This window comes from Paenibacillus sp. J23TS9 (assembly GCF_018403225.1).
In the GTDB taxonomy this organism is placed as follows: Bacteria; Bacillota; Bacilli; order Paenibacillales; family Paenibacillaceae; genus Paenibacillus_AQ.
Window position 1 is genome coordinate 82,501 of sequence record NZ_BOSG01000007.1, and the last position, 14,869, is coordinate 97,369.

Sequence of the window (14,869 nt, forward strand, 5' to 3'; positions counted from 1 at the left end):
GCGGAAAACCTACTGCCAAACCAAACAGCTGTGGAGGTGCTGATTGTCCTTTATCTCCTATGCGTATTCAGGGCTGGGACGGATTATCCAACCCACTCGCTCCGCAAGGTAAAGAGGTCTTTCAAAGCATCTGTCGACAGTTCCGTAATCCAGCTCTCCGAGCTGGAGATGACGTTATCGCTGAGCTGCTGCTTGCTCTCCAGCATTTCATCAATGCGCTCCTCAAGCGTGCCTAGAGATATGAACTTATGCACCTGCACGTCTTTGGTCTGACCCATGCGGTAAGCGCGGTCTGTCGCCTGGTTCTCCACGGCCGGATTCCACCAGCGGTCGAAGTGAAAGACATGGTTGGCAGCAGTCAGGTTCAGACCGACACCTCCGGCCTTGATCGACAATATAAACACGTTGGGCTGCTCGGCGGGCGTCAGTGTTTGGGATTGGAACTGATCAATCATCCGGTCGCGAGCGGACTTGGAGGTACTTCCGTTCAAATACAATACAGGCTCCTGAAGCTCCTGCCGGAGCACATGCTGCAGCATCTCCCCCATGCCGATATACTGCGTGAAAATAAGGCAGCGCTCTCCTTCTTCACGCAGCTCTCTCACCATCGCCAGCAGCCGTTCAAGCTTGGAAGATCGGTTGATCAACGTTTCGATATCCATGGATTCATTGGGATCATCGTGATCCACGAAGGGTTCTCCTGTTAAGAGCAGCGGATGGTCGCAGAGCTGCTTCAGATGGGTCAGCGCAGCCAAAATGGCTCCCTTACGTTCTATGCCTTCAAGCTTTTGCACCCGGTTCATCAAATCGTTCACGGTCTGATCGTAGAGAGCGCCCTGCTCGGTTGTAAGATGAATATAAGTTTTCATCTCGTTTTTATCAGGCAGGTCGAGCTGGATGGCCGGGTCCTTCTTCTTGCGGCGCAGCATGAACGGCTTGACCAGCTTCTGGAGATGAACCGTGCGCTGTTCATCATGCTCTTTCTCAATCGCCTGGATGAAACGGATGTTAAAGGTTCGCAAGCTCCCCAAATATCCCGGATTCATGAAATCGTAGAGGGACCACAGCTCCGAAAGGCGGTTCTCTATAGGCGTTCCTGTAAGCGCGATACGATGTCTCGCAGGGAAGCTCCGGACGGCAGACGATTGCTTCGTCTGGGCGTTTTTAATATTCTGGGCTTCATCCAGACACAGCGATTCCCATGTGAACTCTTTCAGCAAATCCTGATCCAGCGTTGCCGTGGCGTAAGAGGTTAGAATGACATCCGCCTGCCGGATTTCTTCACGAAAGGCTTCTTCACTGGCACGTCTGCTTCCGTAATGCAGCATCACATTCAAAGATGGAGCAAAGCGGCTCAGCTCCTTCTGCCAGTTCCCCAGAACCGATGTAGGACAAATCAGCAATGAAGGCTGCCTGTGAGTCGCATCGGTAGATTCCTTCAAATGCAGTAAATAGGCGATGAACTGCACAGTCTTCCCGAGCCCCATGTCATCAGCCAGACAAGCTCCTAATCCGAACCGCCGTAAAAAAGCCAGCCAGGAATAGCCCTCGTATTGATAAGAACGCAGCTCAGCTTTCAGTCCGGCTGGAACGGGCAGCTTCGGCCATTCCGACTGCTGGCCGAGCTGACTGATGAGCTTCACAAGATGCTCATTCAGCTCAACCTCGAGCTCGACTCGCGTTGAAGCATCCTGCGGCTGATCAGGCTCTCCACCGTGATCATGCTCGTCGTCTCTCCCCTGAAGATGGAGATGGAGGACATCCTGAAAAGATAACCCCTCTGTGCTGTCGACCCCTGCCATCATTTGTCCGATCTGCTTAAGCAAAGCAGGGTCGAGCGAAATCCATTCTCCCCGGAAACGAACCAACCGTTCATTGCGGGCGACCAGCTCGTTAAATTCGCTTTCTGTGAGCTGGCTCTCTCCGATTGCAATGCGCCAATCGAATTGGATGATGGAATCAAGGCCGAACATCGAACCGCCGCTGCTCTTGCCGGTCTCGCTCCCTTCACCGGAGCGGACTTTAGCGCGAAGCTTCGGCTTTCTGCGGCTGGCGGATTCCCACCAAGCAGGCAGCAGTACCTGCCAACCGGCCTCTAGCAAACGGCGGCTGTCCGTCGTCAGAAACTGCCATGCGGCTGCATCCGTCAGCGGCTTACTAAGCATATCATCGCTGCGCTCAGCCCAGCTTGCCCCCGGTAAGCTAGCCCGCAAATGCTCCGCCCACCCGGCTGAGCGATCATGAACATGAGACGACCATGTATCCGGCCATACGCCGGATGCCTGTCCGTCTTCATCAAGCCGGATAGGAATCAATGCAGAGGGATCCAGCTTATCCTGCAAGACAAGCTTGAGGCGCCACACAGGCTCGTCGTCATCCGGCTCCAGTAGCTGAAGAAGCGGGCGGAAAGGTGCTGTGTCTGCCTTCCAGCCAATAGAAATGAGCCATGCCTGCTCGTTGAACCCGGCCATTGCACTGTCTTTAGTGAAGAGCATGGGATATTCTCTCCGCAAATCAGACGCCGACACTTCCGTTCCATAACACTCGTGAAATACGGTAGATGAGAAGGCCGCACGTAACCCCTCGGTAAATTCAGGGCCGCTGCGGCTGATTTCCTTCCTTGCTTGGCCGTCCAATACCGCTTCATCCCAAGTCCACTGCAATCTTCCTGCCTGGAAGGCGGAGAAGCTTGGAATGAAGCGTTTCTCATCTGCACAAGCAGCAAGCACCGGGGCGAGACGCAGCAGTGATTCCGCCCCTTCATCCCATTGCCACTCGATATGATCCAGCAGCTTCCGCTCTGCAAAGAATGGAATGACCTGCTCGGCAGGCAGCACCACAAGCTGGGTCTCTTGTACTTGCTGGATCTCAAGCTCCGTTCCATAGAAGGATGCTTCATGCCATGCGAACAACCGTTGTTTCAAATCCAGCCCGGTTACATAATGCTGCGACGGGGTTGATCCGTAAATAAGCGCATCCCCATATGCGCTCAAACGGATGTGGATCGTAATGGTATCTGTGTATGGGCTCATAGGATCAGTTTTCCTTTCCGAAGCTCCTCCTGCAATGCACGCAGCCGGCTGTGACGGCTGGCGAATACGGTGATAAACTGCTCCCACCGTTCTTCCTGCTTCATTTTTTTATATAATTTGGATAAACGCTTGAGCAATTTAACAGCTGCTTTATAGCTCGATCTATTTTTCAGCAGAATATACCGTTCTACCGCCTGATGATAGAAGGGCAGCAGCAGCTCAGGTGCATTCTTCTCGATAGGCTGAAGTACGCTGACACGAAATTCCAAAGGTTCTTTTCCGGTGCTGAGCTGAATATCCATCCATTGCCGCCATTTTCCATAGCTAAGCAGCGTCTCTTCATAAATATCCTTAGAATATGGCAGCATGCCGGCAAGCGTCTCCCACATCTGTTCCTCGGACTCCGGAAGCTGCTGAACAGCCGTTGTCCAGTATTCCATATAATCATGGAAAAGGCCCTTCCGGTGACTGCTTAGCATCGGGCCGGTATGGACAAGCCATTCCTGAAGCCGGGACCATTCTCCCGCAGCTGACAGAGTCTCTAAATATGAGATCAGATAACTTGGAGGGATGATCGAGGCTTTGTCGGCCGTCTTCAGCCATGACCAGGCCTGCTCGTCTTCCGCCATAAGAAAATAGATCCTGCTCTGGGCTAACATCCAGGGAAGCTTGGACAAGGTGTCCCCCAGCTCCTCCTCGGCAGATTGCAGCTTCCTTATTTCCTCTGTGTACATTCCGGTATCCTTCAGGTTCGGATGAATCCATTGTAACCAGAGCTGATCATAGGCCTCCGATAAATAACTGAAATTCTTCGGTTCCGTCAGCATCTGCCTGCGCAGATAGGTTAACGTCTTGGTAACGCGCGGCCAAAGCTCGGGTTCTGTTGTGATATCAAGTCCGCTTTCAAATATATGCCGCATGGCTTCCTGCAGCTCATCCGCAGCAACCTGGGTGTGATATCCCATATACGTATTGTTGGAATGTACTACGGAATGCTGCACCGGTTTGACCAGCTTAATGATCATAAACAGGTGAGCATGAAGATCATACAGCTGCTCCATGACTGGAGAAAGCGGAGGTTTTACAGCATATATGGCAGCTATTGCATTCTTGGCATATTGTGAATTCGGACTGCTGAATTCGAGCGGAGTGATGCACAGCTTAAACAGACCATGCCATTCGGCAATGCTAAGGGTGGGAATCTGGCTTGCCTTTTCTTGTAAGGCGTTGGCAGCTTCTCCCCTATGAACAGAAACCGCGGAATCCTGGCTTATCGTTTTCGCAGGCTGCTTAAGCATGGCTGTAGCATGAGCATTCACAATCGCATGTACGAATCGTCCCTGCTTGCTGACGTGATCGAGCAGGACGGCGATCATATGCTTGCAATGGCTTTTCACCGGGCAAGTGCAGTGGCTTTCAGATAAATGATCGAGCTTGAGAGCAACCCGATAGTCTTCACTGCCTTCGACTAAAGCTTCGATAAGCGTATCTGTCAGCTTGATGGGATGGACAAACCCCTGCTTATAATATTGAAATCCGCGTTTAATCGTCAGGTCGCTGAATTGTTCTCTAACGGTCTGAATAAGCTGCTGCCACTCTATATCATCTATCATATCGTTTGGATTCATTATTCTATCGTCTCCTAGTGGAGTGAAGTTTAGTAGTTGTCTATCTAATCTATCATATCCGATTTCATGAATAAATAATAAGAACGCATGAAACCGAAAATGGATAGCCTTATGAAAAAGAGCCCCTATACATACCCTGTTTTTGAGGGCGGGGCTCTTTTACCTGCTTCATCGATATCACTTAGATACTTCTATCTTCTGACTTTACCTCATGCCATGCAGTCTTTGGCCTCGCCTCCGGATATCCATGCTCCTTCCGGTACTCTTTTCGAGCATCTGTAAAATCAAACCAGCTCTTCTCGCTGTCCGGATGATTCGCATGGTGAACCATACACCAGAGGGCGTCCTCCAGGCAGGGATCTTCCCAAAAACCAAAATAGGTCTCCAATTGTTCAAGCAGATCCGGACCGTTCAATGGCTTCAGTTCATCAAGCGAACCATATCCCAAAGCAGCTACCCGTTCCGCAATCCGCGGCCCAATGGAGGGAATCGCCTGGAACTGGGCTAATGCACGCAAATATCCCGCACGCTCCGCTGACGATCCAAGAATGCCCGCCAAATCGGCAGTGTCCAGATCGGCGACCGTATTCAGCCTGATTTTATAAGACCGCAAACTCATTTTCTCTTCCGAGGACAGGGGAAGCTTGGGGGCTGGCCGTTTGCTCATCTTAAATCCCTCCGGAAATTCGTCTTCGAAAACCCCAATTCAAAATAGGAAAAGCCGGAGAATCAGCATCATGTCATGATGGCGTCTTCCTCCAGCTCTAGCTTGGCCTTACATGCATCTCTTTTAAACCCGGGCAGCGCTTATAGCGAATGCTTCAGAAACCAGTTGTACAGCTCCTTGTTGTCGTACGTTTCAGTCCATGAATTATGATTGGCTTCCGGGTACACTGTCAGCAGCACATCGCCGCCAGCTGCCTGAATAGCCTCAACCATGTCTTCCGATTCCGATAACGGCACAACATCATCCTTGGCCCCATGAAAAGCCCAGATAGGCGTTTCCTTCAATGCATCGGCATTCTTCGGATTACCGCCCCCGCATACAGGTACCGCAGCCGCAAATCGGCCCGGATACCCGGCAGCCAGCTGCCAAGTGCCATAACCACCCATGCTTAATCCCGTTAAATAAACACGCGCCGGATCGGTATTGTAACCTGCCATAACCTCATCAAGTGCAGCCATTACAGCATCCTTCTCCGCGTTCCAGTCCGAATGATCGGGACATTGAGGAGATACGGCGATGAATGGAAATGCAGGATCATGCTCCGCAATATGGGGAATACCGTGGACCTTTACCAGCTCCACGTTGCTGCCGCGCTCTCCTGAACCATGAAGGAACAGGATTACAGGCCATTTTTGATCAGAATTCTGATCGTATCCTTCCGGAAGATGGAGCAGATAGTCCAGCGTTACCTTCTTTGTGATTTCCTTGTCCAGCTTGCAGGCTTGTTGACTCAATGGGATTCCCCGCTTTCATTATCAAATGTACAAGCGCACCTGACCGGCTGCCCGTCTTTATATTCAATCCATCTTCCACTTATTACGCCAATGGATGGCCCATTTCCTGCTTGGCGGCAGCATTTTATGAACCGGAAGTTCCGAATAACAAAGGCCACCCGAGTGGGTGGCCTTCAGCACTTGCGGCTTATGCTTTTAATTTAAATACACGAACTTCCTTCTCCAAATCATCAGCCATGCTTTGCAGCATTGTAGCAGATCCGGCAATTTCCTGCATGGAAGCCATCTGTTCCTCGGATGAAGCGGCCACGCTTTGGGAATGGCCCGATGCATTTCTGCCGATCCGGGCAAGCTCATCAAGGGAAGCCGCGATCTGCTCACTTCCTGCGGACATCTGCTCGGCTGAGGCGGATACCTCATGTACCTGCTCATTCACATTTTGCAGGGAGACGACAATTTCTCCGAATGCTGCCCCTGCTTTTTGAACCGATTCAGAGCCCTGTGCAACCTGATGCATACTCGCATTCATGGCGGTCGAGGCACGGCTTACGTAAGAGGCGATTTCATTCAACATGCTGGAAATTTGCTCCGATGATTCCCCTGACAGCTCAGCCAGCTTCCGTACTTCCTGGGCTACAACCGCAAATCCTCTGCCATGCTCGCCAACTCTGGCCGCCTCAATAGAAGCATTGAGTGCCAACAGGTTGGTCTGACCGGCGATATTTGAAATGATGGCTACAATTTTCTCGATTTCCTGGGAACGGTTCTCTAATTCCTCCAGAATACCCACGGTATCTGATACCGTCGAATGGATGCTCTCCATTTCCTCTACAGACTGACGCACGACATGATTGCCTGCCTCCGCATTTTTGGCAACCTCCTGAGCATGCTCGGACAGACGCGAGGAATACTCTGCGATCCGCTGTATGCCGACCGTCATCTCCTCCATTGCCACCTGACTTTCAACCGCTGACTGCATTTGTGTCTCTGAGCCCTGGGCAACCTCTTGGATCGAACGGGTAATTTCTTCTGTCGCTCTTGAGGTCTGATCTGCGCTCGCTGCCAGCGCCTTGGAGGATTGCGTCACCTTATCGGAGGTCTGCTGGACATTCTCGATTAAATGACGGATATTGGCAATCATCGTATTGAAATTGGCTGACAAAATACCAACCTCATCCTTACTTTTAACAGGAGCCTCTACGGAAAGATCCCCTTCTGCAACCTTGATACTTAATTTGGACAGCTGGGTAATGGACCGGAGCGTGAACCTTACCATAAATATGGTCAGCAGGATGAACGCGAGTGCAACGATTGAACCGATAATACTCGTTCTAATCGTCACGGCACTCTGCCGGTCTGCAATCATGGAATAATTATAATCGATCCCGAAGATGGCGCTTACCTTTCCGCTGCTGTCCTTCACAGTGCTGATAATGCTGATCCATTGTCCATAATCATCGGAATAGACCTTGGAAGTGGCATAACCTGTTTTTATCATTTCATGTAGAGCATTCTGGAAGGCACCTTTTGCTTCGTATATGCTCCCCGGCTTCAAACCCGAATCATACAGCCCCTGGTTTGCAAGAACCAGCTTCAGCTTCGTACTGTCCCCGCTCTCTTCCATATCCGGCATGTAGATGTAGCTATTAGCGATCATTTGGTTATTTTTCATACTATCCAACTGCTTCTGAACCTGCTGGACCTGCTCATCCTTCATGAGCGCATCGGAACCAAGCAGTGTTTTCGCTTTTTCAATATGCGGAATGTCCTCAACAATAATATTACTGAGCGTCCATTCCATGTTGGAAAGTTCTGTGAAAATCTGGCTTTTCATTTGCGATTGGTTCGTCATCGTCACGATGCTTTCCAATAAGAAAAACAATACCGATAAGACAATGGTTGACTTGAATACCAGACTATTTCTTTTTTTCATGATAACCACCCTATACTTTATAAAGTTCATTGCCGTTATTTCAGGGCGCTTTTTGTGTTCACAAATTTGTGCATTGACAAATCAGCGGTTTCTGATATTCCAGCACTGTTATGAAAGATATATCGACATTTTAGGTCTTTTGTATGAGGGTAATTATTTACAAATTGCGCAAAAAAGGCGAACCCCATGTAAAAAGCACATATCAGGTCCACCCTTTATTAAAAAGTATTATAATAACCCGTCACTCTCAAAACGGAACACCTTCGAAGCGCCATAATGCGGCAAATCCTCATCCGTTTCCTTATAGCAGCTTAATGCATATCTCTCCAGCGTCTTTCTCCAGAACATCTGCGTGCGAGCATTGTCCTCTGTAGGTGTCGTGAACAGCATCCATTTGCCCGGGAACCGGTTAAAAATAGCCGCAGCCGCCTTTTCTCCCACTCCCTTGTTTCGAAAGGGCCTCGCAATAAAAAATTCATTCAGCATGTACTCGCTGTCATCCACCAGATAAGGCGGAGTAGCGACCAGACCAAATCCTGCCGGCAGGCCGTCCACCCGAATCAAGAAAGGAAATAGAATGTTTTCTTTTTGCCACCATATATCGAATAGAGTCTGCTGGTCCTGCAATGTCCGGTAATCGTCAGAATCTTCAAAAACACCAAGCTTATTCGGTAGCATCTTCCGTATTTCAGCCAGATCATATAAATATAATGGATATAGATTATAGATGATGAATTTGTCATCTAATGCGCATAATTCGACGGTTATGTTCATGGTTACTCCCCCTTTATTCTATCCTGATTATAGAAGTATGGGACCCGTGAGGGATATACCTGAAACACTACCTAATCGAACGCTGCACTAGAAAAACCCGCAAGATCTTCAAGATCTGCGGGCGCGGCTTATCCTTTTGAATACACAATTTTCTTGATCGTATCATACGCCAAACCAAACTGGGAAGAGAGCTGCGCGATCGACTGTCCAGCGGCGAATTGCAGGCGGATATCTTCATTTCTGCTCCGCAATGCATCCCGACTGCCGGAGAACTCTCCCCAAGCTTTTCGCGAGCCTTTCATGGTGGGGATATAAATCCAGTCCCCCTGCACATACTGCTGCAGTTCGTTCAACAGCCGCTTTGGAAAAACAGCTTCAGCATTCATATATTTCACTTTGCTCTGCTCCTTAAACGTAGAATGAAAAATTCAAGGCAGCAAAGTCTCTATGATACAACGCGTTCTAACCTTGCATTGCAGGAAGGGGCGATTTGTGAGTTGCTGGGCTCCATACAAGTAACCGCCGCTGTCTGTCATACAGACTTTGCATGGAGCTTCCCCTGAAACTGTTCGCATATTGCATGCTATGATCCCTCCCGCTTCATTAAGATTAACTACAATGTACTATATAAAAGAATTTCCATCCAGCTTCCGGTACCACGGCAACCGGCGGAGCGGAGCGTCGACGTCCAGTGTGCATGGACCTTGAACGATGCTGTCATCATCACCCTTCCATACACCCGGCGGAATGGTGATGCTGCGTTTTACGGCTCCCTTTTGCAGGACTGGCGCGACCAAAATATGCTCACCCAGCATAAATTGATCATTCATATGCTCATAGCCCATATCCGGAAAGGAATAGGCCAGATGCCGCATCATCGGCTCTCCATCCTCCGCGGCCCGTTTGGCAAGATCCAGGATTTCACTTCCTAACCGGCTGTGCAGATTGGCGGCATCAACGCAGCAACGTAGATGCTCTGCATCCAGCACGCGCCACGGTGCTGCCGAGAATTGCATCATCGGGAACAGCGCCGCACATTGTGCCGAACGGACGAACAACTCCTGGTCCAGGGCATCCGAATGCTGCTGAAAATGCATATATTCCCCGCCACCGATCATATCGGGACATGTAAACGGATGTCCGAGCAATCCTTGAGCAAGGGCATCCGGGATTAACGATGACAAGCCGTTGCCGTCCCATGCATGCAGCTTGTCCTTAAGCCGCTGAGCCAGCGCCTGCCCGCCCAGCTTCCAGCAGGCCCGGTACTCATTCAGCGCATAATTCAAGCCGATACGCGCCCAGGCTTCGCATTGTCCATGGGGATTGGAAGGAGCAGCGGTCTGGTCGCCGTCTTGATAAAATTCAATATCCCCGGCATCCAGCTTGAAGCCGTCCACGCCGTATTCCGTCCGAAGGAAATCCAGCTGTTCGCAAAACCATCCGACAGCCCCCGCATGGGTGCCATCCAGCACGGCGCTGTATCCGTTCCACCAGGGACGGATGGCTATTTCCCCATGCTTGTCTTTCAGCAGATATCCCTTGCCGGAAAGCTCGCGAAAGGTTCTGGAATCCGGGCTGACAAACGGGCATACCCACAGCATGGCCTTGAAGCCCATTTCATGCAGCTGATCAACCATGCCCTTCGGATCCGGAAATCTGCCTGAATGAAAACGCCAGGTTCCATACGGCTCATGCCAGTTATCATCAATCATGATTACGCCCGGAGGCATGCCCTGATCCAGAACAGCCTTGGCATAAGACAGCACCTTCTCCGCCGTTGGTTCATACAAAAGCTCGATCCATAGATTATACTGGGGCGCCGTGAACAGCAGCTCATCCGGATAGGCTCCCGATGCCGGAAAGTGACGGCTGGCAGCCTGCCGGAAAGCTTCGCGAAGATTTTCAAAGCCCTCCGCCACTGTAACTTTTGCTTTACCATTTGATATGACCAAATCCTCTGCCGAGAATGAAAAAGCAAACGGTTCTTCGGACCATACATATCTGCCTTTACTGGACAGCAGCAGCGGTGCAGCCTGATTCATGCCCAGCGTCTCGATCAGATCTGCTTCAAAAGCGTCCATTCCGTAGGGCATGCTCATGCCGTCCGCGGCACGGCCACCCCACCAGCGCTCACCCGGCAGCAGCGGGATGACATATTTGTCTTCCATGTTCTCTCTCCTTCACAGGTACGGTTTATGCTAATATTATCCTTTTACAGATCCGGCCGCTATGCCTTTGATAATATATTTCTGCATGATGATATAGAAAATAATACGCCGCCCCCAATGTCGGGAGGCGGCGTATTATTTCAAGTGCATTCTTAACTGTGTTTCTATCTGCAGACAATCCAAATCAGCGGATTATCTGTAGTACCCTGGTTTATTCGCTATAGCTTCAATTCTGCTTCCCTATGTAAGTTCGTATCATAGATCATTATTTCTAAAAAGAAGCATGTGGACCTGGAGGAACCGGCGGTTCGTAAAGCTGATATGTTGTTTGGCTGGAATAGCCCCAGACCATCCACAAAATCATATATACCGGAGCCAAGAAAATCGCGAAGAGAACGTAAGCGCCATTTTTGCCGAATGCATTCAACAGCTTGATCTGCATAATAATCGAGAATACAAGGTTGGCAACGGGCACCAAACCGATTAAGATCCACCATGCGCTCACCTTAATCAGCTTCAATTGCAAAATCGTACTGAGAATCGGAATGAAAGCAAACCAGGCAATATCATCCATGCCCGCTTTTTTCGCGAGCTGAAAGAACGCCCCGCAAGCTACAAAATAAACAGCAATGTATAACAAAATCAAAAATCCTGTCATAAATATCCTCCCTGTACATGGAATTTAAGTTAAAAATGCACTCCTTAACATTCGATATGCTTCCGGGAAATCCTCTTTAATTCGACCCATTTTCGACAAATTAATCCATCTCCAGACCGTTGCTTTTTTCATGCAGTCTCTTATACCTATTGCATCCGGGAATTTTTATGACTGGAAAATGCCTGGAAACAGCAATAACCCCGGCGGCAAAAACCACCGGGGTTGTCCAAAAACGACTTATTTCAATGCCGCTGCAGAAGCTTGCTGGTTGTACCATTTCACGAAGTTGTTGATGACGGAATCCAGGAAGAGTACCGTTGCCTCGTCCTTGATTTTTCCGTTTTCATCCATTTTCTCATGAACGATACCGACATACACTTCATTTCCTGGAAGCAGTGGCGAGTTGATGCCTGGCGAGAACAGGATATCACGCAGATGCTGCTGGGCGCGAACGGAACCCATCAGGCCCATGGAAGCACCCATAATGAAGGAAGGCTTGCCCACCATAACGCGGTCACCGCGGGAAAGCCAGTCAATGACGTTTTTCAGAACGCCAGGGATGGAGTAGTTATACTCTGGCGTCACCCACAACACGGCATCGGCAGCAGCTACTTTTTGACGCAGTTCTTGAACGGCAGCAGGAGGATCGTTTTCGATGTCCTGGTCATAAAAAGGAATATCACGGAGATTTAAAATCTCCACCTCCATTTGCTCCTTGTATTTGTTCTTCACATATGCGGCAAGCTTTACGTTGTAAGAATCTTTGCGGATACTTCCTACCAATGCTACAACTTTCATCTGTCATTCCTCCAATAGTTGTGTTGTTAGTATGCTTCAAAAGCCAGAACAGTTATACCTGCTTCGCATTTTCACGCACTTTGCCAAGCAGCCGCCTGAGCTCTGATGTTTCCTCTTCCGTCAACCCTTTGCTTAAAAGCTCCCGAGTCGTTGTGCTGATCGTGCTAACTGCTTCCCTCAGCTCTTTCCCTTTATCGGTCAGATACACTTCAACTGAACGCCGATCATTCGGACATCCCACCCTCCGGATATATCCTTTGCCTTCAAGGCTGAAAATCATCCGGGTAATACTGGATTTATCTTTCCCGAGCTGCTCAGCAATACAGTTCTGTGACATTCCTTCCCCATCCAGAAGCAAAGCCAGGATCAAATGCTGCTCTGGAGCCAATTGATAAGGAGCCAGCTGCTTTTTTAAATACTGCGTGATCTCCAGATCAACGGTATGAATCAGGACCCCAATGTTGTCGAATACTCTAGATCCCACCAGATCACCTCGTTAGTTGATATAGCAACCGTTGACTAGTCAATTATCATATGAAGGGATGGTTTTGTCAAACCCCTCTAAAAAAAATCAGGGACTAATCCTTCGGTTGCCATGATAAAATGCCGTAAAGAAGCAGGACCTGCCTTCGTCCGGACCTGCTGTTTATCATGAAGCTCAGGAGTTCTGAACGTATTCACCCCATCGCCGCCATAGGTTACTCCAATGAGTCCATACAGATCTTCATATTGTTCCACGCGAAGCTCTTGCCCATGACAAAACACCCATCCGGGCGGAGCAGTGTCTCCGGCGAACTTTCGGATTTCTCCCAAATACTTTTCACTCATCGTACTGCTCCTCCCATGTCATGAAGCGTTCAAAAGAGAATTTCCGCTGCGAAATATAAACTTTGACTTCATTTTACAGTTGTGTTCTGAACAAATTCTGAACACCTCCACCTCCTGCCGAACGCTTATTACATAAATAAAACCGACGCTCTCCCGCAATAGCCGTTAAATTAAAAAATCCTCTTACCAAATCGTTAGGAGATTTTTCTTTCTCGCTATTTTATCTGCCCGATCGACAAACTCACTTTATAATTACCATAGCTTAAAATATCATCAAGAAGCTCATTAAGCTCCTGAGGCGAACCTACCCGGACCCGCATCCAGTAACAGCCCTCCCCGCTCACCCGGTGCATCTCAACTACCTGTTCATGCACCTGTACAAAGGATTGAAAACGCTGATGAGCCGTATTGGATTTTAGAAATACCGTTACAAACGCGTGCATCGACAGTCCGATTTTTTCCGGATTCCAGCGCAGCGTATATCCTTCAATCACACCCGCATCCTGCAGCTTGCGCACACGCACCCCCACCGCCTGCCCGGTTAAGTGAACAAGCTCGCCAATATCCTTGTAGGAACGGGTAGAATCCTCAATCAAATGATGCAGAATTTGCAAATCCACTTCATCCAGCGTATATTGATTCACTATTTTCAAAATTCCTTTCACCGTGAAAATGGCAGCCGTGGTTTCCTTTCACTGCGTTATATGCTCCCGCTCCAGCTGCATCTATAATGATAACAGATCCACAACATTAAAAATAAGAGGTGTTTTATATATGAAAATCCAGCTCATCCGCAACGCTTCACTATGGCTCGAATATGCGGGTTCTACCTTTCTGATTGATCCGATGTTCAGTGCCCAAGGAGCAAATCCTCCAGTCTTCAATACGGAAAACGACAGACGTAATCCGCTTGTGCCTCTCCCATTTCCCACCGAAAACTGGGTCAACCCGGATGCCATACTGTTAACTCACCTGCACCCCGATCATTGGGATCAGGCGGCAATAGAAACTTTGGATAAATCACTTCCAATTTTATGCCAGCCGGGTGATGACGCAGCGGTTCGCGCAGGAGGTTTTACGGACGTAACCGAACTGAATGAAAGCATTACTTTCAAAGATACAACCCTCTTCCGCACGACCGGCCAGCACGGCGTAGGTGAAATCGGTAAACTCATGGGTCAGGTGTCCGGTTATGTTTTCAAAGCTGAAGGAGAGCCCACTCTATATATTGCTGGGGACACAATTTGGTGCGATGATGTAAAACAGGCCCTGGATGAGCATAGACCGGACTTCACGTTGGCTAACGCGGGCGGAGCCAGATTTCGGGAGGGGGGTCCTATCATTATGAATGAAGAAGATGTGGTCAGCTTGTGCCGGTACGCTCCCTATACGAAGGTCGCTGCAATTCATATGGAATCCATTAATCACTGCTTCACCACAAGATCAGACCTTAATGACCGCTTACACGCTGAGCAACTGAACGACCGGGTCCAGGTCCCTCTAGATGGTGAATGGTTTTAAACAGAAATTCTGAGAGTCATTTTGTCAACATGATTAATAGATAATGTCGTTAAGAGCATGGCAGCTGA

Annotated in this window: 14 protein-coding genes; 1 reads left to right on the forward strand and 13 read right to left on the reverse strand. The window is 49.2% G+C overall.

The features are described 5' to 3' along the window. Nucleotides 1-83: 83 nt before the first annotated feature. The 13 genes from KJS65_RS27835 to KJS65_RS27895 all read right to left on the reverse strand — a co-directional run bounded on the left by KJS65_RS27835 (nucleotide 84) and on the right by KJS65_RS27895 (nucleotide 13,924). The gene (locus KJS65_RS27835) at nucleotides 84-3,032 is read right to left on the reverse strand and encodes a DEAD/DEAH box helicase (protein WP_213653077.1); all 2,949 of its coding nucleotides are present in this window, start codon (nucleotides 3,030-3,032) and stop codon (nucleotides 84-86) included. Next, entirely contained in the window at nucleotides 3,029-4,660 is a 1,632-nt protein-coding gene (locus KJS65_RS27840) for an SWIM zinc finger family protein (RefSeq protein ID WP_213653078.1), read from the reverse strand. The genes KJS65_RS27835 and KJS65_RS27840 overlap by 4 nt, the downstream gene beginning before the upstream one ends. Nucleotides 4,661-4,841: 181 nt before the next feature. Continuing rightward, nucleotides 4,842-5,327, reverse strand: coding sequence for a helix-hairpin-helix domain-containing protein (locus KJS65_RS27845; RefSeq protein ID WP_213653079.1), 486 nt, complete (start codon nucleotides 5,325-5,327; stop codon nucleotides 4,842-4,844). 140 nt (nucleotides 5,328-5,467) lie between these two features. Beyond that, nucleotides 5,468-6,121: a carboxylesterase family protein gene (locus KJS65_RS27850; RefSeq protein WP_213653080.1), complete on the reverse strand. Its 654-nt coding sequence runs from the start codon at nucleotides 6,119-6,121 to the stop codon at nucleotides 5,468-5,470. A 187-nt stretch (nucleotides 6,122-6,308) separates the two neighbouring features. Beyond that, nucleotides 6,309-8,054, reverse strand: a complete 1,746-nt coding sequence (locus KJS65_RS27855; RefSeq protein ID WP_213653081.1) for a methyl-accepting chemotaxis protein — start codon at nucleotides 8,052-8,054, stop codon at nucleotides 6,309-6,311. A gap of 228 nt (nucleotides 8,055-8,282) precedes the next feature. After that, a complete protein-coding gene (locus KJS65_RS27860) occupies nucleotides 8,283-8,828 on the reverse strand; it encodes a GNAT family N-acetyltransferase (protein ID WP_213653082.1) in 546 nt (181 codons plus the stop codon). Between the two features lie 128 nt (nucleotides 8,829-8,956). Then, on the reverse strand, nucleotides 8,957-9,214 hold the full coding sequence (locus KJS65_RS27865) for a CD3324 family protein (RefSeq protein WP_306432997.1): 258 nt from the start codon (nucleotides 9,212-9,214) through the stop codon (nucleotides 8,957-8,959). Between the two features lie 237 nt (nucleotides 9,215-9,451). Continuing rightward, a complete protein-coding gene (locus tag KJS65_RS27870; RefSeq protein ID WP_213653084.1) occupies nucleotides 9,452-10,996 on the reverse strand; it encodes a glycoside hydrolase family 31 protein in 1,545 nt (514 codons plus the stop codon). Between the two features lie 271 nt (nucleotides 10,997-11,267). Continuing rightward, a complete protein-coding gene (locus KJS65_RS27875) occupies nucleotides 11,268-11,654 on the reverse strand; it encodes a DUF5684 domain-containing protein (RefSeq protein WP_213653085.1) in 387 nt (128 codons plus the stop codon). Between the two features lie 237 nt (nucleotides 11,655-11,891). Next, nucleotides 11,892-12,452 carry an NADPH-dependent FMN reductase gene (locus KJS65_RS27880; RefSeq protein WP_213653086.1) on the reverse strand — a complete coding sequence of 187 codons (561 nt, stop codon included), beginning with the start codon at nucleotides 12,450-12,452 and terminating at the stop codon, nucleotides 11,892-11,894. 52 nt (nucleotides 12,453-12,504) lie between these two features. Next, nucleotides 12,505-12,936: a MarR family winged helix-turn-helix transcriptional regulator gene (locus KJS65_RS27885; RefSeq protein ID WP_136609041.1), complete on the reverse strand. Its 432-nt coding sequence runs from the start codon at nucleotides 12,934-12,936 to the stop codon at nucleotides 12,505-12,507. 77 nt (nucleotides 12,937-13,013) lie between these two features. Next, the gene (locus KJS65_RS27890; RefSeq protein ID WP_213653087.1) at nucleotides 13,014-13,280 is read right to left on the reverse strand and encodes a phage tail protein; all 267 of its coding nucleotides are present in this window, start codon (nucleotides 13,278-13,280) and stop codon (nucleotides 13,014-13,016) included. A 215-nt stretch (nucleotides 13,281-13,495) separates the two neighbouring features. Continuing rightward, entirely contained in the window at nucleotides 13,496-13,924 is a 429-nt protein-coding gene (locus tag KJS65_RS27895; RefSeq protein ID WP_374706228.1) for an Lrp/AsnC family transcriptional regulator, read from the reverse strand. Between the two features lie 130 nt (nucleotides 13,925-14,054). Here KJS65_RS27895 and KJS65_RS27900 point away from each other — a divergent pair, with 130 nt between their 5' ends. Beyond that, the gene (locus KJS65_RS27900; RefSeq protein ID WP_213653088.1) at nucleotides 14,055-14,801 is read left to right on the forward strand and encodes an MBL fold metallo-hydrolase; all 747 of its coding nucleotides are present in this window, start codon (nucleotides 14,055-14,057) and stop codon (nucleotides 14,799-14,801) included. The last annotated feature ends 68 nt before the right edge of the window (nucleotides 14,802-14,869 follow it).